The organism is Microbacterium sp. 22195, assembly GCF_052056515.1.
Taxonomy (GTDB): domain Bacteria; phylum Actinomycetota; class Actinomycetes; order Actinomycetales; family Microbacteriaceae; genus Microbacterium.
Genome location: NZ_JBQEPE010000001.1, coordinates 60,163 through 79,431 on the forward strand (window position 1 = coordinate 60,163; position 19,269 = coordinate 79,431).

Here is a 19,269-nt window from a genome sequence, read left to right on the forward strand (position 1 = left end):
TCACGCCACCGCCCAGAGTCGACGGTCGGGCGCGCCGTCGTGCCGGGGCGCGGCATCCGGGACGTGCACGGCCTCGACGCTGCCGAGCGCTCCGGGCAGCTGCACGCGCAGGCTCTGCGGCCGCGGCGTCGTGCGGGTCTGCGCGGTGAGGGTCACGGTGCGGTCCGACAGCAGACCCCACCCCTCGCCGAGTCCCTCCCAGTGCGGGTCGTGCAGGCTGATCATGCCCTCGCTCTGCGGCCAGGGCGAGGCGGCCAGCACCGTGCATCCGCGGTCGCGCAGCCGGGCGGCCAGTCGGGCGGCATCCGCATCCCCGACCCGCGATCCGGGATTGACCGCGATCAGCGGCACCACCTCGGCCAGGGCCGAGACGACCGCCAGCCATCTCTCCCCGGGCTCGGGGACCAGGATCAGCCGGGACAGCTCGACACCGAAGGATGCGGCGGCCTCGAGACCCAGCGTGGGCATGCCCACCGCGGCGCACCAGCTGCCGCGCTGGGAGACCGTGCTCATCAGTGCGAAGATCAGGCTCGGCGAGGGCGACACCGAGTAGACCGTGCCGGTCTGCAGCCCCCGCTCGGGGAGCAGCTCCTGCAGCACGGGGTGCAGCGGGAGCACCGCGTCATCGCTGCGTCGGCGCTGCATCCGCGCGATCTCGCGGCGCAGCCGCAGCACGTCCCCCGCACGTTCATCGGCGGGGGAGAGCGCCGTCATCGTACTGATCCCCATGCATCCATCCTCGAAGAAAGATTCGAACAATTCAAGTCCATATCGAAGCGTAGATCGCACATCCGACATCGCCGAGTCGGCCGTCTCGTCTACGCTGGACCCATGCGGATCGAGTTCGAGAGCGAGGTCACGCGCTGGAGTGCGCGGGTGGATTCGTGGTTCTTCGCGACGCTGCCCGAGGACCTCTCCCTCGAGATCCGCGAGCTGCCCGCACCGCCGCGCGGCTTCGGTTCGCTGCGCGTGAGAGCGAGGATCGGCCTGACCGGCTGGGACACCTCGATCTTCTTCAGCGGGACGGCGTTCGTGCTGCCGCTGAAGAAGCAGGTGCGCGATGCGCAGGGGATCGAGGAGGGCGGCGTTGTCCTGGTCGATCTCGACATCCTCGAGGTCTGAGGCCCGTCGCCCGGTTGTCCACAGGGCATCGGCGGGCCTCGGCGGATTCGCCTAGCCTTCCAGCATGACCCTCCACGCCGTCGTCGTGCTGCTCGTGCACCTCGCGCTGGCCGGCGTGGGGCTGTGGCTCGTCGTCATCGACGTCCGCGAGCATAGGCTGCCCAACCGCATCGTGCTGCCCGTGCTCGGCGCGCTGATCGTGCTGCTGATCCTCGAGGGGGTCGCCACGGGGGATGCCGGACGGATGCTGCGCGCCCTGCTCGGCGGACTCGCCCTCGGCGTCTTCTACGCCCTGATGCACCTCGGATCGAAGCAGGGGATGGGCGGCGGCGATGTGAAGCTCGCCGCCGTGATCGGGGTGGTGCTCGCCTGGCACGGCTGGTGGACGCTGCTGCTCGGTGCGGCGGCGGCCTTCGTGCTGGGCGCCGTGTTCGCGATCGTGCTCATGATGCTGAAGCGGGCGGACCGCTCCACCCGCATCGCCTTCGGGCCGTGGATGATCCTCGGCGCGGCGCTCGCGATCGCGGCGACCTGACGACGGGCGGACGGGCCTCGCCGCGTTGTCCCCGCAGGGGGCTACTCTGAGCACATGGCACTCGCACGACTCCACGGCGGCCCGCTCGACGGGCAGATCCTCCCGCTCGGCGACGATACGGACGACAGGCTGATCCTGCCCTACAGCGAGACGCAGATCGTCTACAGCCGTCGTGGCGAGCCGCAGAACACCGGAACGACCGACGGGCCCACCGAGATCGACTTCTGGTACGTCGAGTCCCTAGAGGACATCAACCCGGCCGATGTCTGATTCCGCTCCGTCCCGCTCGGTCGAGATCGAGCGCAAGTACGACGCGGATGCCGACACGGCGCTGCCGGACTGGACGAGCGTCCCCGGCGTGACCGCGGTGAGCGAGGGCGAGCTGCGTGAGCTCGACGCGCGCTACCTCGACACCTCTGACCGCGCTCTCGCGCAGCGCGGATTCGCGCTGCGCCGGCGCACCGGGGGACCGGATGCCGGCTGGCACGTCAAGGGCCCGCGTCAGGGCGATGGCCGGGTGGAGCTCGGCTGGCCGCTGGACGAGGACGGTCGGATGCCGGATGCCGTGGCCGAGACGGTCGCCCAGTGGACCTCGGACGAACTGGTGCAGATCGCCCGCATCGAGAACACCCGGACGGCGTACCACCTGGAGGGCGAGGGCGGTGTGATCGCCGAGTTCGTCGACGACCGCGTGCGCGCCACGGATCTGACGACCGGCACGCAGCGCGTGTGGCGGGAGTGGGAGATGGAGCTCGGGCAGGCGGCGCCAGCCGACGAGCAGGGACGCGAGGCGTTCTTCGCGGCCGTCGAGCAGGCGGTGCTCGCCGCCGGCGGTCGTCCGCCGTCGTCCGGCTCCAAGCTCGCCCGCGCCCTCGGGTTCTGAGACCAGACGGCATCCGCCCCGGAACCACGAGAGCCCGGGTCGTGCTCACGCACGCCCGGGCTCTCGTCGTGTGGAGCTCAGAGGTTGATCATGTGCCCCGCGAGGCCGTGGAAGCCCTCCTGCAGGGCCTCCGACAGGGTCGGGTGGGTGTGCACGTTGCGCGCGGCCTCGAGAGCGGTGAGGTCCCACTTCTGCGCGAGCGTCAGCTCGGGGAGGAGCTCGGAGACGTCCGGTCCGATCAGGTGGCCGCCGATGAGCTCGAGGTGCTCGGCATCCGCGATCAGCTTGACGAAGCCGACCGGCTCGCCCAGGCCGTTGGCCTTGCCGTTGGCGCTGAACGGGAACTTCGCGACCTTGATCTCGCGACCCTCCGCGCGCGCCTGCTCCTCGGTGAGACCGAAGCTGGCGACCTGCGGCTGGCAGAACGTGGCGCGCGGCATCATCCGGTAGTCGCCCAGCGTCTGGGTCTCGGCCTTGCCGATGGTCTCGGCGGCCACGACCGCCTGCGCCTCGGCCACGTGGGCCAGCTGCAGCTTGGCGGTCACGTCGCCGATGGCGTAGATGCCCTCGACGTTCGTGCGCATGTGGTCGTCGATGTCGATCGCGCCGCGCTCGGTGAGCTTGACGCCGGTGTTCTCCAGGCCGTAGCCGTTCACGTTCGGCGCGAAGCCGACGGACATGAGCACCTTGCCGGCGGTGATCTCACCGGGCTGGCCGTCGCGCGTCTCGTAGGTGACGTGCACGGAGGAGCCGTTGTCGGTGACGGTCTTCACCGCGGTGGAGGTGAGGATGTCGACGCCGAGCTTCTTGTACTGCTTCTGGATCTCCTTGGAGACCTCCACGTCCTCGTTCGGGAGGGCGCGGTCGAGGAACTCGATGATCGTGACCTTCACGCCGTAGTTCGACAGCACGTAGCCGAACTCCATGCCGATGGCGCCGGCGCCGACGATGACGATGGACTCGGGCAGGTCGCGGGTGAGGATCTGCTCCTCGAAGGTGACGACGTTCTCGCTCAGCTGTACGCCCGGAAGCAGGCGCACCGTCGAACCGGTGGCGATGATGACGTTGTCGAAGGTGACCTCTTCGGTCGTGCCGTCCGACTTGGCGACCGAGATCGCCTTCGGGCCGGTGAAGGTGCCGCGGCCGTCGTACTCGGTGACCTTGTTCTTCTTCATCAGGAAGTGGATGCCCTTGACGTGGGTGTTCGCCACCGTACGGCTGCGGTCGAACGCCGCACCGAAGTCGAAGTGCACGTCACCCGAGATGCCGAAGAACTCGGCCTTGTGGTTGAACGTGTGCGCGATCTCCGCGTTCTTCAGGAGCGACTTCGAGGGGATGCAGCCCACGTTGAGGCAGATCCCTCCCCAGTACTTCTCCTCGATGATGGCGGTGGACAGGCCGAGCTGCGCGCTGCGGACGGCGGCGACGTAGCCGCCAGGGCCCGCGCCGAGGATGACGACATCGTAATGTGGCATGTCACCAAGCCTATCGTCTGCGCCGTGCGCGGGAGCGGTCGCGCGACCGGATCGCGACGCAGATCGCCCTCCCGAGCACCCGATCGCATCAGATAGGCTGAAGGACCGGAGGAGGGAGCCCCGTGACAGACGACAGCACGATCGGCGCCGGAGGCGCGATCCACCGCAATGGCGAAGTGCGGCACGACGTGACGCAGACGTTCGGCCATGAGTCCGACCTGTCCTTCGTGCCGTTCGGTGCGGATCTGACCGAGGCGGAGAGCGCGGCCATCGCCGCCCTGCCTGCAGGCTCCGCGCTGCTGCTGGTGCGCGCCGGCGCTCTCGCCGGGGCCCGCTACCTTCTCGACGCGGACGTGACGACCGTCGGCCGGCACCCCGAGGCCGACATCTTCTTCGACGACGTGACCGTGTCGCGCCGTCACGCCGAGATCACCCGTGCGGGCGGCGCCTTCGAGATCATCGACCAGCGCTCCCTCAACGGCACCTATGTGAACGGCGAGCGGGTCGACCGCAGCGAGCTGGCCAACGGCTACGAGCTGCGCATCGGCAAGTTCCGGATGAACTTCTTCGCATCCCCGATCGACCTCGCGGCGGCGAACGCCTGATGGCGGCGGCCGGCGCCGCCCGGGAGCGCTCCGCGCCCTCTGGGCTCCTCAGCATCGGCCAGGTCCTGGCCCGGCTCACGCCCGAGTTCTCGCAGCTGACCTCGAGCAAGCTCCGCTTCCTCGAGGTGCAGGGCATCGTCACCCCGTCCCGCACGGAGTCCGGGTACCGGAAGTTCTCGGCTCACGACGTCGAACGCCTGCGCACCGCGCTCACGCTGCAGCGCGACCACTACCTCCCGCTCAGCGTGATCCGCGAGCAGCTCGACGAGGCCGAGGCCAAGGGGCAGGGCTGGGCCGACATCGTGCCCCGCTCGATCACCCCGCCCGCGCGCCGGCATCGCCGTGACGAGCTGCTGGCGCGCACCGGCGCGACCGCGCAGCTGCTGAACGACTCCATCAGCGCCGGGCTCATCTCGGCGTCGGAGTCCTACGGCGAGGAGGTCGCCTCCCTGCTCTCCGGTCTGGTCGCGCTCGCCCGCCACGGCATCGAGCCGCGGCACCTGCGCAGCCTGCGCCAGAACGCCGAGCGCGAGGCGGCGCTGATCGAGTCGGCGCTGTCGACTCTGCTGCGGCGCACGGATGCCGCATCCCGCGGGCGGGCCGCGGAGCTGGCCCCCGAGCTGGCCACGCGCATCGACGAGGTGCGCAGCCTCATGGTGCGTCAGGCGCTCGATCGCGCGCTTTCGTAACGAACCGGTTGCGACACACCTTCGGCGCGGTGCGGATGTCATTGCCGGTGCCGGGGTGAGGCCCTAGCGTTGAGGTATTCGTTCAGGAGAGGACAGACGTATGAATGCGGATGAGCTGACAGGCGACCCGCGGTTCGTGACCGAGCTCCTCTTCACGGACGGCCTTCCCGCCATGGATGACGAGGTCGGCTACCGCGGGGCGGTCGCCGCGCGGGCAGCGGGCATCACGTACCGCCAGCTGGACTACTGGGCGCGCACCGAACTGGTCGTCCCCACCGTGCGCGGCGCATCCGGCTCCGGCTCCCAGCGCCTCTACGGCTTCCGGGACATCCTCGTGCTCAAGCTGGTGAAGCGGCTCCTGGACACGGGCATCTCGCTGCAGCAGATCCGCACCGCGGTCGAGCAGCTGCGGGCCGCCGGCATCCGCGACCTGGCGGGCACCACGCTGATGAGCGACGGCGCCTCGGTCTACCTGTGCACCTCGAACGACGAGGTCATCGACCTGGTCAGCCGTGGTCAGGGAGTGTTCGGCATCGCCGTGGGCAAGGTGCTGCGCGAGGTGGAGTCCACCCTCGTCGAGTTCGACCCGACGGCTCCGGACCCGGTCGACGAGCTCGCCGCACGGCGCTCCAAGCGCACGGCGTGAACCGCCCCTGAGACGAGGAAACGCACTCCCGAGGGAGTGCGTTTCGCTTTGTGCCGCGTGGTGAGCGTCAGGCCTGCGCGCCGGCCTCCGGCACGGCGACGCGGCCGGCGCGGATGATGCGGTCCAGCAGCTGGTCGAAGTCGGCCGCGAGCTCCTGAGCGGAGTCGCCCGGCCAGATGTGCAGCGGCTTGGCGGCACCCTGCGCCTGCTGCAGAGAGGTGCGCTCGGGCAGCTGAGGCGCCAGCACGAGCGGGCCGAACATGTCGCGGAGCTCCTTGATGCGGAACTGGTGCTCGATGGACTGCGGACGCACGCGGTTGACGACGATGCCGAGGGGCTGCAGGCGAGGGGAGAGACCCCGACGGATCTCCTCGATGGCGCGCAGTGCGCGGTCGGCGGCGGCGACCGAGAACAGGCCGGGCTCGGTGACGACCATGACGCGGTCGCTCGCGGCCCACGCGGTGCGGGTGAGGGCGTTCAGCGACGGCGCGCAGTCGATCAGGACGAGGTCGTACTCGCTCTCGACGGTGGCCAGCGCCTCCTCGAGCTTCCAGACGTCGCGCACGCTGGGGTGCGGGCCGTCGAAGTTGATCGCGGACGGGCTACCGATCAGCAGATCGATCGTGCCCGGGTGCACCTTCGCCCAGCCGCTGGTGGTGATCGCCTGGCGGACCACCTTCTCCTTGGGGTTCTCCAAGACGTCGGCGATGTTCAGTCGGCCGGCGATCTGGATGTCCATGCCCGTGGAGACATCCGACTGCGGGTCGAGGTCGACCACGAGAGTACGGATGCCGCGGGCGAAGGCGGCGGAAGCGAGACCGAGGGTCACGGTCGTCTTGCCGACGCCTCCCTTGAGGGAGCTGACGCTGAGTACGTGCACGACCTACACGTTACCGTGCCGTTGCCGTGAGTCTCCTCCGTGCCCCGCAGGTCGGCTTCACATGGCGGAGTCGAGGTGCGGCACACGTTAGTGTGGGGACACACTCAGCCTCCGCTCCGCGCGCGGCATCCGGCGCGCGACGACCTCAGAAGAGGTGTGCATGTTCCAGAAGATCCTGGTGGCCAACCGTGGTGAGATCGCGATCCGCGCATTCCGCGCGGCGTACGAGGTGGGGGCTCGGACCGTCGCCGTGTTCCCGTATGAGGACCGGGGCTCGCTGCACCGGCTGAAGGCGGACGAGGCGTACGAGATCGGCGAGCGCGGACACCCCGTCCAGGCCTACCTCGACGTGGACGGGATCATCGCCGTGGCGCTCGACGCCGGTGCCGATGCGATCTACCCGGGCTACGGATTCCTCTCCGAGAACCCCGAGCTGGCCGAGAAGGCCGCCGCGGCGGGCATCACCTTCATCGGTCCGCCCGCGCAGGTGCTCGAGATGGCGGGCAACAAGGTGGAGGCCAAGCGGCACGCGGTGGAGGCCGGCGTCCCCGTGCTGCGCTCGACCGAGGCATCCGACGACGTCGAGGCGCTGGTCGCGCAGTCCGACGAGATCGGGTTCCCGCTGTTCGCGAAGGCCGTCGCCGGAGGCGGCGGCCGCGGAATGCGCCGTGTGGAGACCAAGGGCGAGCTCGCGCCGGCGCTGGCCGAGGCCATGCGCGAGGCGGGGGCCGCGTTCGGCGATTCGCGGATGTTCCTGGAGCAGGCGGTGCTGCGCCCCCGGCACATCGAGGTGCAGATCCTGGCCGACGGTCAGGGGAACACCGTGCACCTGTTCGAGCGGGACTGCTCGGTGCAGCGCCGACACCAGAAGGTGATCGAGATCGCCCCCGCGCCGAACCTCGACGAGAAGACCCGCAGCGACCTGCATCGTCATGCGATCGCGTTCGCGCGGTCGATCGGCTACCAGAACGCGGGAACGGTCGAGTTCTTGCTCGAGACGGCCGGACCCCGCACGGGGGAGGTCGTCTTCATCGAGATGAACCCCCGCATCCAGGTCGAGCACACGGTGACCGAGGAGGTCACCGACGTCGACCTCGTCCGTGCGCAGATGCAGATCGCGAACGGCGCGACCCTCGCCGATCTCGATCTCGAGCAGGACGACATCCAGCTGCGCGGCGCCGCGCTGCAGTGCCGCATCACGACCGAGGACCCGACGCAGGGCTTCCGGCCGGACACGGGGAAGATCACCACCTACCGCTCGCCGGGCGGCGCCGGCATCCGTCTCGACGGCGGGACCACGGCTGCGGGCTCCCAGATCAGCCCCTACTTCGACTCGATGCTCTCCAAGCTGACCTGTCGCGGGCGCTCGTTCAACAGTGCGGTCTCCCGCGCACGACGCGCACTGGCCGAGTTCCGCATCCGCGGCGTGTCGACGAACATCCCCTTCCTGCAGGCCGTGCTGGACGACCCCTCCTTCGCGGCGGGCGACCTGTCCACCTCGTTCATCGACGAGCGTCCCGAGCTGCTGCGCGGGCGGGTCTCGAAGGACCGCGGATCGAAGATCCTGCGGTGGCTCGTGGACGTCACGGTGAACAAGCCCAACGGCGAGAACCCGCTGGCCCTGCCGCCCGCGCACAAGCTCCCCGCGCTCGACCTCGGCGTCGAGCCTCCCGCGGGCTCGCGCCAGCGGCTGCAGGAGCTGGGCCCGGCCGGCTTCGCGGCGGCGCTGCGCGAGCAGAAGGCACTCGCCGTCACCGAGACGACGTTCCGCGACGCGCACCAGTCACTGCTGGCCACGCGCGTGCGCACCAGCGATCTCGTCGCGGTGGCGCCGTACGTCGCCCGCATGACCCCGCAGCTGCTCTCGGTGGAGGCCTGGGGCGGCGCGACCTACGACGTCGCACTGCGCTTCCTCGGCGAGGACCCGTGGGAGCGACTGGCGGCACTGCGCACGGCGCTGCCGAACATCAACATCCAGATGCTGCTGCGCGGGCGCAACACCGTCGGGTACACGCCCTACCCCACAGAGGTGACCGACGCGTTCGTGCGCGAGGCCGCCGCGACAGGCGTGGACATCTTCCGCATCTTCGACGCGCTCAACGACGTGTCCCAGATGCGCCCCGCGATCGACGCGGTACTGGGCACCGGCACCGCGGTCGCGGAGGCGGCGCTCTGCTACACGGGTGACCTGCTCGATCCCGCCGAGGACCTGTACACGCTGGACTACTACCTGCGCCTCGCCGAACAGATCGTGGACGCGGGCGCGCACGTGATCGGCATCAAGGACATGGCCGGTCTGCTGCGTCCTGCAGCGGCCGCGAAGCTCGTGACGGCGCTGCGCGAGCGGTTCGACCAGCCCGTGCACGTGCACACGCACGACACCGCCGGCGGCCAGCTGGCGACCCTGCTCGCTGCGAGCGGAGCCGGAGCGGATGCCGTGGACGTGGCGTCCGCGCCGATGTCGGGCACCACCAGCCAGCCGTCCCTGTCGGCGCTGATCGCGGCGCTCGCGCACACCGAGCGCGACACCGGCATCGATCTTCAGGCGGCATCGGACCTGGAGCCGTACTGGGAGGCGATGCGTCACCTGTACCGCCCGTTCGAGTCGGGCCTGCCGAGCCCCACCGGGCGCGTGTACCACCACGAGATCCCCGGCGGGCAGCTGTCGAACCTGCGTCAGCAGGCCATCGCGCTGGGGCTGGCCGACGACTTCGAGCTCATCGAGGACATGTACGCCGCGGCGAACGACATCCTCGGCCGCGTGCCGAAGGTGACTCCGTCCTCCAAGGTGGTCGGAGACCTGGCGCTGCACCTCGCAGCGGTCAAGGCGGACCCCGCCGACTTCGCCGCGAACCCGGAGCGCTACGACATCCCGGACTCCGTCGTCGGGTTCATGGCCGGTGAGCTGGGCGACCTGCCCGGCGGATGGCCGGAGCCGTTCCGCAGCAAGGTGCTCGCGGGCCGCGCCGCGAAGACGGGGATCACGCCCATCACGGACGCCCAGCAGGCGGCTCTCGACGGCACGTCAGCGGAGCGCCGCGGGATGCTCAACGAGCTGCTGTTCCCCGCGCCCACGAAGATCTTCCGGCAGAACCGCGAGGAGTTCGGCGACCTGTCGGTGCTGGACACCTCCGACTACCTCTACGGACTCGTCCCCGGCGTCGAGCACGCGGTCGAGATCGAACGAGGCGTGCGACTGTACGTCGGGCTCGAGGCGATCGGCGAGGCGGACCCGAAGGGCGTGCGCACCGTCATGACGACGCTGAACGGTCAGCTGCGGCCGGTGTCCGTGCGCGATCGCTCGATCGTCGTCGACGCCCACGAGACCGAGAAGGCGGACACCTCCAAGCCGGGCCAGATCGCCGCGCCGTTCTCCGGCGCGGTCACGCTGAAGGTCGAGGAGGGCGCGGTCGTGAAGGCCGGCGATGCGGTCGCGTCGATCGAGGCGATGAAGATGGAGGCGGCCATCACGACGTCGGTCGACGGTGTGGTGGAGCGGCTCGCGATCGACCAGACCCAGCAGGTCGACGCCGGTGATCTTTTGGTCGTGGTCCGTCCCTCGCACTAACCTTGGGCGGGCGCCCATCCGCGCCGGAGCTTGGAGTTGGTACCGTGACGCCGAAGAACAACGTGGATCCCGAGGGGGACGATTCGCTGGGCGTGCTCGACGACACCGCGTCGTCGGACACGATCGCGTTCGGCCTGCACGAGGGCACGGCACAGGTCAGCGTGGCGCTGCCGACCGGCGGCGAGGACGACGATCTCGTCGACGACGAGGTGATCGGCGGTGAGGTCGTGTCCGACCTCATCATCGACACCTCCGCCGTCGCCGACGCCGACGTGCTCGCCCGCATCAGCCGGGATGCGCCCGAGATCGTCATCGAGCTGCCCGCCGAGGAGCTGCCGGCCGCGGCTGAGACCGGCGACGCAGCTCCCGTCGACCCGGAGATCGTCACCGAGCTCGTGATGGAGACGGACGACCCCGTCATCGAGCCGGGTGACGCCGTGGCGGATGCCGATGACATCGTCGACGCGGACGTCGTGCCCGACGCCGCCGGCGCGGCGACCGACGGCGCGGACACAGCCGGCGCGGAGGCCGACGGTGTCGAGACCGTGGCGGATGCTGCCGTGGAGAACCTCACGGATGCCGATGTCGAGCCCGTGACCGAGGCGGACGCCGTTGCGGGGGAGGCCGCACCGGTACCCGCGCCCAAGCCGGGCATCCGTCCGGAGCCCGTGCTCCTCCCGCCTGTGACCGCTGCGCGAGGCCGGAAGGCGGTGCGCAAGCCCGCTAAGTCGAAGAAGAAGGCCGAGCAGTCGAAGAGCGGGTCGCAGCTCGACGAAGCGGCACCGGCCGCTGCGGAGGCCGCACCCGTCGCCGAGGGTGTCTCCGTCGCGACGCCCGAGCAGGTTGCGACGTCAGAGACCGCGGCGAAGCCCGAGCAGCCCGTGCCGTCCACGAAGTCCGAGCCGCAGATCGATGAGGCGGGATCGGAGCCCGTCGAGACCGCTGCGAGTCCCGCATCCGTCGATGAGTCCGCACCGAGCCCGGTGCAGAGCGCGGAGACCGACGCCTCGGAGCTCGCCACCCTGGAATCGGCCGTCGCCGCAGCCAAGGCCGAACTGCGCGAGGCGATGTCGCCCACGCGCCCCCTGACCAAGACGGAGACCCGTCCGGCGGCAGCCGAGACGACAGAGGAGAACCGCCCCGTGGCGACTGACGACGCGAAGCCCGCAGCATCCGAGATCGCCCGGACGGACTCCGTGCCGCCCCGGCCCGCCTCCGTGCCGACCCGGCCCGCGGCCGAGGTCGCCCTCACCTCCAAGCGCCTGGACGACCTGGGCGACGCCGGCCGGGAGAGCGCCGACCTGCTCACGGCCGACCGCCTGCTCGACCCCTCCCGGATCACCAAGCCGGAGCCGGAGGGCACGTGGAGCCACCTGCTGTACGCCGTCTCCGGCGGGCGCATCAACGTCGGCGACAGCCGCAAGGCGCGCGAGCGCAAGATGCTCAGCGCGCGCATCGCCGCGCCGATGTCCGGCACCGCGCGTTTCGTGCCGGTGCTGTCGCGCAAGGGCGGGGTCGGCAAGACCACCGTCACCGCACTGCTCGGCATGGCGCTGGCGGATGCCCGTGACGACCGCGTCATCGCCGTGGACGCCAACCCCGATCGCGGAACGCTCGCGGAGCGCGTGGTCGGCGGCCACACCAAGTCGGTGCGCGATCTCGTGCGGGCGCAGCACGACATCCGCGGCTTCCACGACATCTCCGCGCTGGTCGCGCGAGACCACACCCGGCTGGACGTGCTCGCCTCCGACGCCGATCCGCGCGTCTCGGAGGCCTTCGGCGACGCGGACTACCGTGACGTCGCGGCGGTGGCGGCGCAGTACTACTCGCTGGTCCTGACCGACTCGGGCACCGGCATCGTGCACTCCGTGATGGGGGCCACGCTCGACCTGGCCGACCAGATCGTCGTCGTCTCCGGGCTCAGCGTCGATGAGGCCCGGCTGGCGTCGGAGACGCTGACCTGGCTGGAGACGAACGGCCACGCGCAGCTCGCGCGCGAGGCCATCGTGGTGCTGAACCAGTCGACGCCCGGCACCCCGCTCGTGCGCCTGAGCGAGCTCGAGGCGCACTTCTCCACCCGGGCGAAGCACGTGCTGCGCATCCCGTACGATCCTCAGATCGCCGGCGGCGGACCCATCGACTTCGCCAGCCTGCAGCCCGAGACCCGGCGTGCGGCCCGCGAGATCGCGGCCACGCTCGTCGAGGGCCTGCGGGTGAAGGCCGCCTGATGGCCGTCCGCGAGATCCGCCTCTACGGCGACCCCGTGCTGCGCCAGGTGTGCGCCCCGATCGAGCAGATCGACGACGGCGTGCGCGCCCTGATCACCGACCTCGTCGACACCGTCGAGCTGCCCGGCCGCGCAGGCGTCGCCGCGAACCAGATCGGCGTCGCGCTGCGCGCGTTCAGCTACAACATCGACGGCGACATCGGCTACGTCATCAATCCGGTGCTGGTCGAGGTGCGCGGCGAGGCGGTCGAGATCGGGGAGGGATGCCTGTCGGTGCCCGGCCTGTGGCACGACACGCCCCGTCACCCGTGGGCCCGGGTCGAGGGCATCGACCTGGACGGCAACCCGGTCGTGCTGGAGGGGGAGGGGCTGCTCGCCCAGGCCCTGCAGCACGAGACCGACCACCTGGACGGCATGGTGTACCTGGGCAGGCTCCAGGGGGAGACCCGGAAGACCGCGATGCGGCAGGTGCGCGAGAGCGACTGGTTCTGACTCGGATGCAGATGAGGCCCTCCGCGGTGCGCGGAGGGCCTCATCGTCTGTCGGTGCTGAGGATCAGCCCAGCGGCGTCGTGGTGGTGTGCACGGGGGCCTCGTAGATCTCGGCGATCTGGTCGGCGAAGTCCGCGAGGATCACGTTGCGCTTGATGGACATCTTCGGCGTCAGGTGACCGCTCGCCTCGGTCCACTCCACGGGCAGGATCGTGAACTTGCGGATCGACTCGGCGCGCGAGACCGACTTGTTCGCGCGGTCGATCGCGCGCTGCACCTCGGCGTGCACCGCGGGGTTCTTCGCAGCATCCGCCAGCGACATGTCCGCGGGGAGCCCGTTGTTGGCCAGCCAGGTCGGCAGCATCTCGGTGTCCAGCGTCACCAGTGCCGCGATGAACGGCTTCTGATCTCCGACCACGACGACCTGCCCGACGATCGGGTTCGCGCGGATCGGGTCCTCGAGCACGGCCGGGGCGACGTTCTTGCCGCCGGCGGTCACGATGATCTCCTTCTTGCGACCCGTGATCGTCAGGAAGCCGTCCGAGTCGAAGGAGCCCAGGTCGCCGGTGCGGAACCAGCCGTCGTGGAACGCGGCGGCGGTCGCCTCGGGGTTGTTCCAGTACTCCTTGAACACGCAGATGCCGCGGACCTCGATCTCGCCGTCGTCGGCGAGACGGATGCCGACGCCGGGGAGCACGGGACCGACCGTGCCGATCTTGAAGCCGTCCTCGCGGTTCACGGTCGCCGGCGCGGTCGTCTCGGTGAGACCGTAGCCCTCGAGGATGACCACGCCGAGGCTGCGGAAGAAGTGCCCGAGGCGGTCGCCCAGCGGAGCGGAACCCGAGACGGCGTAGACGACGTTGCCGCCCATGGCCTGGCGCAGCTTGGAGTACACCAGCTTGTCGAACAGGGCGAACTTCAGCTTCAGGCCGAGTGGCACCTTCTCACCGCGCTCCTGCAGTGTGGAGTGCTCGATCGCGGTGGCGGCGGCTGCGCGGAAGATCTTGCCCTTGCCGCCGGCCTCGGCCTTCTGCTCTGCCGAGTTGTACACCTTCTCGAACACGCGGGGGACTGCGAGCAGCAGCGACGGCTTGAAGGAGCCCAGCGAGGCGAGCAGCTGCTTGGTGTCGGGCTGATGCCCCACGCGCACGCCCGCGTGGATGTAGAGCATCGACATGAACCGGGCGAACACGTGCGCGAGGGTGATGAACAGCAGGGTCGAGGCGCCGGGGGTGTAGACGACGTGCTTGAGCGACTCGGCGGCGTTCCGCGAGAGCTCGACGAAGTTGCTGTGCGTGAGCACGCAGCCCTTCGGGCGGCCGGTCGATCCGGAGGTGTAGATCAGGGTCGCGATGTCGGAGCCGACCGCCAGGTTGCGGCGGCGCTCGATCTCGGCGTCCTCGATCTCCGCGCCCTTCGCGGTGAGCGCGTCGATCGCGCCCAGGTGCAGCTGCCACACCTCGCGCACCAGCGGCAGGTCGCCGCGCACCTCGTCCACGCGGGCGAAGTGCTCGGGGGACTCGACGATCAGCGCGATCGCCCCGGAGTCCTCCATGATCCACTGGATCTGCGCGGGTGAGCTGGTCTCGTAGACCGGGACCATGACGGCGCCCGCGTAGAACAGCGCGAAGTCGACGAGGGTCCACTCGTAGGTGGTCTGCGCGATGAAGCCGACCTTCTCGCCGGGCTGGATGCCTGCGGCCACGAACCCCTTGGCGAGGGCGATCACCGCCGTCTCGAAGTCCTTGGCGGAGATGTCGCGCCAGCCGGCGCCGTCGGGAACGGAGAAGATGGCCAGATCCGGCGTCTCCTTGGCGCGGATCGCGAGCAGATCGGACGCGTTCGCCTCGGGATCGGCGGGAACGATGGCGGGGGCTTCGAACTGGGTCACGGCAGCTCCTTCGGTACCGGATTGACGGGTGACACCCCGAGTCTAGGTCATGGCATCCAGTCGCAGAAAACTTGAAACTCGGTCGCGAGGGTGGCCGCGAGGCTAGACTTCTGCACGATGTTCTACTGGCTGATGAAGTACGTCGCGATCGGGCCGCTGGTCAAGGCGATCTTCCGACCCTGGATCGTGGGGCGCGACAACGTGCCCGCGTCGGGTGCTGCCATCCTCGCGAGCAACCACCTCTCCTTCGCCGACTCGATCTTCCTGCCGCTGCTGCTGGACCGGCCGATGTCCTTCCTCGCCAAGAGCGACTACTTCACCGGCCGCGGCCTCAAGGGATGGGCCACCAAGGTGTTCATGAAGGGGACCGGCCAGATCCCCATCGACCGCTCCGGCGGCAAGGCATCCGAGGCGTCCCTCAACACCGGCCTGCAGATCCTGGGCCGGGGAGACCTGCTCGGCATCTATCCCGAGGGCACCCGCAGCCCCGACGGCAAGCTGTACCGCGGTCGCACGGGCCTGGCTCGCATGGCACTGGAGGCGAAGGTCCCGGTGATCCCCGTCGTGATGGTCGACACAGACGTCATCATGCCGATCGGGCAGAGCATCCCGAACGTGGGACGCGTGGGCGTGCTGATCGGGGAGCCCCTGGACTTCTCCCGCTATGCGGGCATGGAGAACGACCGCTACATCCTGCGCGCCGTCACCGACGAGATCATGATCGCGCTGCAGCGGCTGGGCGCCCAGGAGTACGACGACGTGTACGCCTCCACGGTGAAGGACCGGCTGCCGCAGAAGGCCCGGCGCCGCTGAGCCGCAGGCCCGTCACAGCGCGGGGAGCGACCTCGGGCGGACACTAAGCTGGGTGGATGCTTCCCTCGCACCCTGAACTCGACGCGTGGCGGTCCCTTCCGATCAAGCAGCAGCCGCAGTGGCCCGACGCCGAGCGGGTGGCGGAGGTGTCCTCGCAGATCGCGACGCTGCCGCCGCTGGTCTTCGCCGGTGAGGTCGACAACCTCCGCACCAGGCTGGCCAGAGCGGCCTCGGGCAACGCCTTCCTGCTGCAGGGCGGCGACTGCGCCGAGACCTTCGCGGGTGCGACGGCCGATCAGATCCGCAACCGCATCAAGACCGTGCTGCAGATGGCCGTCGTGCTCACCTACGGCGCCTCGATGCCGGTGGTGAAGATGGGGCGAATGGCCGGCCAGTTCGCCAAGCCGCGCTCCAGCGACACCGAGACCCGCGGCGACGTCACGCTGCCGGCCTACCGCGGCGACATCGTCAACGGATACGACTTCACCGAGAAGTCCCGTCAGCCGGATCCCGGACGTCTGCTGCAGGGCTACCACATGGCCTCGTCCACGCTGAACCTCATCCGGGCGTTCACGCAGGGCGGTTTCGCCGACCTGCGTGAGGTGCACTCCTGGAACAAGGGCTTCGCGCAGAACCCGGCCAACCAGCGCTACGAGCGCATGGCGGCCGAGATCGACCGGGCCATCAAGTTCATGGAGGCGGCCGGCGCCGACTTCGACGAGCTCAAGCGCGTCGAGTTCTTCACCGGGCACGAGGGTCTGTTGATGGACTACGAGCGCCCCATGACGCGCATCGACTCCCGCACGGGCACGCCGTACAACACCTCGGCGCACTTCCTGTGGATCGGGGAGCGCACCCGCGACCTCGACGACGCGCACGTCGACTACTTCTCGCACATCCGCAACCCCATCGGCGTCAAGCTCGGCCCCACCACGTCGCCCGACACCGCTCTCGCGCTGATCGACAAGCTCGACCCGAACCGCGAGCCCGGGCGTCTCACCTTCATCACCCGGATGGGTGCGGGGAAGATCCGGGATGCCCTGCCGCCGCTGCTGCAGGCGGTCAAGGACTCCGGCGCCACCCCGCTGTGGGTGACCGACCCCATGCACGGCAACGGCATCACCACCTCGACCGGCTACAAGACCCGCCGCTTCGATGACGTGGTCGACGAGGTGCGCGGCTTCTTCGAGGCGCACCGCGCCGTGGGCACGTTCCCCGGCGGCATCCACGTCGAGCTCACCGGCGACGACGTCACCGAGTGCCTGGGCGGTTCGGAGCACATCGACGAGGCCTCCCTCGCGACGCGCTACGAGAGCCTGTGCGACCCTCGTCTGAACCACATGCAGAGCCTGGAGCTGGCGTTCCTCGTGGCCGAGGAGCTCGAGAAGCGCTGACCCTCGGCGGGTGGCTCCGCGGATGCTGACCGTCGCCGCGAGCGGCTGTCAGCATCCGCGGGGCGATCAGCCCTGCAGCTTGAGGGTGAGCTTGACCGTGCCGCCCTTGGGCAGCGTTCCGTCCCCGGGCTTCTGCTCGATGACCGTCGCGAGGTCGCCGAAACCGGGAAGATCGCCCCAGCCCTGGTAGGACGCCTTCAGGCCGATGCTCTCGAGCTTGGCCTTGGCCTTGGTGAGCGTCATGCCGACGACGTTCGGAACGGTGATCGGCTGCGGGCCCTTGGAGACCGTCAGCGTGACGGTGTCGTCGGGGCGCCAGCTGCCGCCGCCCTGGCGCTCCGCGCTCTGCGCGATCACGGAGCCCTTGGCGACGGTGTCGCTCCAGTCCTCCGGCGTCTCCGAGTTCACGTTCAGCCGGGCGGATTCCAGGATCTGCTTCGCCTCGTCGAGCGGCTTGCCGACGACGCTCGGGACCGGACCCAGGGAGACCTGGATCTGCGCCTTGTCGCCCTCGAAGACCTCGCAGCCGTCACCGCAGGCGTAGGGCTCGCCGCCCGCGCGCGGGGTGATCCGCACGTTCAGCACGAGGTTCGGGCCCAGCTTGTCGAAGTACTCCTCGACGTTCTTGTCGACCTTGAGGTTGTTGGCGTCGAGCTTCTGACGTGCGGCGGACTCGGTCAGTCCGGACAGTGCGCCGATGGTGTGCTTGGCGGGGCCCGACGACACGATCAGCGTGACAGTGCTCTCCTTCTCGACGCGCTCGCCCGCCCCGGGGTCGGAGTCGATCACGTCGCCGGCGGGCACGTTGAGGTCGGACTTCGCGGTCGTGGTGGACTTCAGGTTCTCGGCGGCGATGGCCTTCTCGGCATCCGCCAGCGGCATCCCTGCGACGGTCGGGACGGCGATCAGCGATCCGGGCCCGGAGCCGAACCACCAGCCGATCCCGCCCGCCGCGACGGCGAGGAGCAGCACCAGTGAGAGCAGCAGCGCCCCCCGCGCGCGCCGCCGTGCGGTGCGCTGCCGCAGGCGCGCGCCGTTGTCGACGGACTCCGCGGCCACGGGAGCGGTGGGGTCGGAGATGACCGCCGTGCCCATCGGGAGGATCTTGGTGACCGCTCCGGAATCGTGCCCCGATGAAGGCGCGACGGTCGCCGTCGGCACGGGCGTCACGCCGAGCTCGCGCTCGATCTCGCGCAGGCGATCGAGCATCGCCTGCGCGTTCAGCGGGCGCTCGTCGGGCGACTTCTCGGTCGCCCAGAGCACGAGCTCGTCGAGCTGCTCGGGCACTCCGGGGTTGCGGACGCTGGGGCGCGGCACCTGCTCTGTGGCGTGCTGGAACGCGATCTGCATGGGCTGCTCGCCCTTGTACGGCTGTTCGCCGACGAGCATCTCGTACAGCATGATGCCCAGCGCGTAGATGTCGCTGCGGGCATCCGCCGTCCCGCGGGTGACGAGCTCGGGCGCCAGGTACGCGATCGTGCCCAGCAGCTGCGCTCCGGTGGCGGTGTTCGCGGTGGTGGCGCGGGCGAGCCCGAAGTCCCCGATCTTGATGCGGCCGTCCTCCGCGAGCAGCACGTTCTCGGGCTTGACGTCGCGGTGCACGATCCCGGCGCGGTGCGCCGCGGCGAGACCGGCGAGGATAGCGTCCATGATCGTGATCGTCTGGGCCACGGTCAGCCGCTTCTGCTCGCGCATCAGCTCGCGCAGGGTGATGCCGGGCAGGTACTCCATCACCAGGTAGGCGAGGTCGCCGTCCTGGCCCTGGTCGAACACGTTCACGACATGCGGATCGGCCAGCCGTGCCGCCGATCGGGCCTCCTGGATGAACCTGCTCTGGAAGGCGGAGTCGTCGCTCAGATGGGCGTGCATCACCTTCAAGGCGATGCGTCGTTCCAGGCGCATGTCGGTGGCGACGTAGACCGTCGCCATGCCGCCGCGTGCGATCCGTGCTCGCACCCGGTACCGGCCGTCGACAAGCCGCCCGATGAGGGGGTCGGCCTGCGCAGTGTTCACAGCACGAGTCTATGAAGAACAGGCTGTGAGCCCGGGC

17 protein-coding genes are annotated in these 19,269 nt (G+C 69.9%); 12 read left to right on the top strand and 5 right to left on the bottom strand.

Annotated features, from left to right (window positions below; translation table 11 throughout):
* The gene (locus tag ACTJJ4_RS00300) at positions 1 to 729 is read right to left on the bottom strand and encodes a hypothetical protein (protein ID WP_440941546.1); all 729 of its coding nucleotides are present in this window, start codon (positions 727 to 729) and stop codon (positions 1 to 3) included.
* Positions 730 to 831: 102 nt separating this feature from the next.
* Here ACTJJ4_RS00300 and ACTJJ4_RS00305 point away from each other — a divergent pair, with 102 nt between their 5' ends.
* The 4 genes from ACTJJ4_RS00305 to ACTJJ4_RS00320 all read left to right on the top strand — a co-directional run bounded on the left by ACTJJ4_RS00305 (position 832) and on the right by ACTJJ4_RS00320 (position 2,540).
* On the top strand, positions 832 to 1,122 hold the full coding sequence (locus ACTJJ4_RS00305; protein WP_440941547.1) for a DUF1905 domain-containing protein: 291 nt from the start codon (positions 832 to 834) through the stop codon (positions 1,120 to 1,122).
* A 64-nt stretch (positions 1,123 to 1,186) separates the two neighbouring features.
* The gene (locus ACTJJ4_RS00310; RefSeq protein WP_440941548.1) at positions 1,187 to 1,657 is read left to right on the top strand and encodes a prepilin peptidase; all 471 of its coding nucleotides are present in this window, start codon (positions 1,187 to 1,189) and stop codon (positions 1,655 to 1,657) included.
* A 54-nt stretch (positions 1,658 to 1,711) separates the two neighbouring features.
* Positions 1,712 to 1,927: a response regulator gene (locus tag ACTJJ4_RS00315; protein ID WP_440941549.1), complete on the top strand. Its 216-nt coding sequence runs from the start codon at positions 1,712 to 1,714 to the stop codon at positions 1,925 to 1,927.
* Positions 1,920 to 2,540: a CYTH domain-containing protein gene (locus ACTJJ4_RS00320; protein WP_440941550.1), complete on the top strand. Its 621-nt coding sequence runs from the start codon at positions 1,920 to 1,922 to the stop codon at positions 2,538 to 2,540. Before ACTJJ4_RS00315 ends, ACTJJ4_RS00320 begins: the two co-directional genes overlap by 8 nt.
* Before the next feature lie 77 nt (positions 2,541 to 2,617).
* Here ACTJJ4_RS00320 and lpdA read toward each other — a convergent pair whose 3' ends face one another.
* Positions 2,618 to 4,015: a dihydrolipoyl dehydrogenase gene (gene lpdA, locus ACTJJ4_RS00325; RefSeq protein WP_440941551.1), complete on the bottom strand. Its 1,398-nt coding sequence runs from the start codon at positions 4,013 to 4,015 to the stop codon at positions 2,618 to 2,620.
* Between the two features lie 122 nt (positions 4,016 to 4,137).
* Here lpdA and ACTJJ4_RS00330 point away from each other — a divergent pair, with 122 nt between their 5' ends.
* The 3 genes from ACTJJ4_RS00330 (at position 4,138) to ACTJJ4_RS00340 (ending at position 5,955) form a co-directional block, all read left to right on the top strand.
* The gene (locus ACTJJ4_RS00330) at positions 4,138 to 4,620 is read left to right on the top strand and encodes an FHA domain-containing protein (protein ID WP_440941552.1); all 483 of its coding nucleotides are present in this window, start codon (positions 4,138 to 4,140) and stop codon (positions 4,618 to 4,620) included.
* Positions 4,620 to 5,309 (top strand): transcriptional regulator FtsR, encoded by a 690-nt coding sequence (ftsR, locus tag ACTJJ4_RS00335; protein ID WP_440941553.1) that lies wholly within the window; start codon positions 4,620 to 4,622, stop codon positions 5,307 to 5,309. The genes ACTJJ4_RS00330 and ftsR overlap by 1 nt, the downstream gene beginning before the upstream one ends.
* A 100-nt stretch (positions 5,310 to 5,409) precedes the next feature.
* Entirely contained in the window at positions 5,410 to 5,955 is a 546-nt protein-coding gene (locus ACTJJ4_RS00340) for a MerR family transcriptional regulator (RefSeq protein WP_285630065.1), read from the top strand.
* A gap of 67 nt (positions 5,956 to 6,022) precedes the next feature.
* Here ACTJJ4_RS00340 and ACTJJ4_RS00345 read toward each other — a convergent pair whose 3' ends face one another.
* Complete coding sequence (locus ACTJJ4_RS00345) at positions 6,023 to 6,835, bottom strand: ParA family protein (RefSeq protein ID WP_285630067.1); 813 nt, start codon at positions 6,833 to 6,835, stop codon at positions 6,023 to 6,025.
* A 160-nt stretch (positions 6,836 to 6,995) separates the two neighbouring features.
* Between ACTJJ4_RS00345 and ACTJJ4_RS00350 the strand changes: the two genes are divergently transcribed.
* From ACTJJ4_RS00350 to def, 3 genes are read left to right on the top strand one after another with little or no spacing between them, the layout of a single operon-like run.
* Positions 6,996 to 10,403 carry a pyruvate carboxylase gene (locus tag ACTJJ4_RS00350; RefSeq protein WP_440941554.1) on the top strand — a complete coding sequence of 1,136 codons (3,408 nt, stop codon included), beginning with the start codon at positions 6,996 to 6,998 and terminating at the stop codon, positions 10,401 to 10,403.
* Positions 10,404 to 10,447: 44 nt separating this feature from the next.
* On the top strand, positions 10,448 to 12,631 hold the full coding sequence (locus ACTJJ4_RS00355; RefSeq protein WP_440941555.1) for a nucleotide-binding protein: 2,184 nt from the start codon (positions 10,448 to 10,450) through the stop codon (positions 12,629 to 12,631).
* On the top strand, positions 12,631 to 13,122 hold the full coding sequence (gene def, locus ACTJJ4_RS00360) for a peptide deformylase (RefSeq protein ID WP_440941556.1): 492 nt from the start codon (positions 12,631 to 12,633) through the stop codon (positions 13,120 to 13,122). The genes ACTJJ4_RS00355 and def overlap by 1 nt, the downstream gene beginning before the upstream one ends.
* Before the next feature lie 63 nt (positions 13,123 to 13,185).
* Here def and ACTJJ4_RS00365 read toward each other — a convergent pair whose 3' ends face one another.
* Entirely contained in the window at positions 13,186 to 15,012 is a 1,827-nt protein-coding gene (locus ACTJJ4_RS00365; RefSeq protein WP_440941557.1) for an AMP-dependent synthetase/ligase, read from the bottom strand.
* A gap of 117 nt (positions 15,013 to 15,129) precedes the next feature.
* On the opposite strand from ACTJJ4_RS00365, the gene ACTJJ4_RS00370 reads away from it, so the two are divergent.
* Both ACTJJ4_RS00370 and ACTJJ4_RS00375 read left to right on the top strand, forming a co-directional pair.
* A complete protein-coding gene (locus tag ACTJJ4_RS00370; protein ID WP_285630078.1) occupies positions 15,130 to 15,825 on the top strand; it encodes a lysophospholipid acyltransferase family protein in 696 nt (231 codons plus the stop codon).
* A 56-nt stretch (positions 15,826 to 15,881) separates the two neighbouring features.
* Complete coding sequence (locus ACTJJ4_RS00375) at positions 15,882 to 17,219, top strand: class II 3-deoxy-7-phosphoheptulonate synthase (RefSeq protein WP_285630080.1); 1,338 nt, start codon at positions 15,882 to 15,884, stop codon at positions 17,217 to 17,219.
* Between the two features lie 66 nt (positions 17,220 to 17,285).
* Here the strand turns inward: ACTJJ4_RS00375 and pknB are convergent, their stop codons facing one another.
* Positions 17,286 to 19,232, bottom strand: coding sequence for a Stk1 family PASTA domain-containing Ser/Thr kinase (gene pknB, locus ACTJJ4_RS00380; RefSeq protein WP_440941558.1), 1,947 nt, complete (start codon positions 19,230 to 19,232; stop codon positions 17,286 to 17,288).
* Positions 19,233 to 19,269 lie beyond the last annotated feature (37 nt).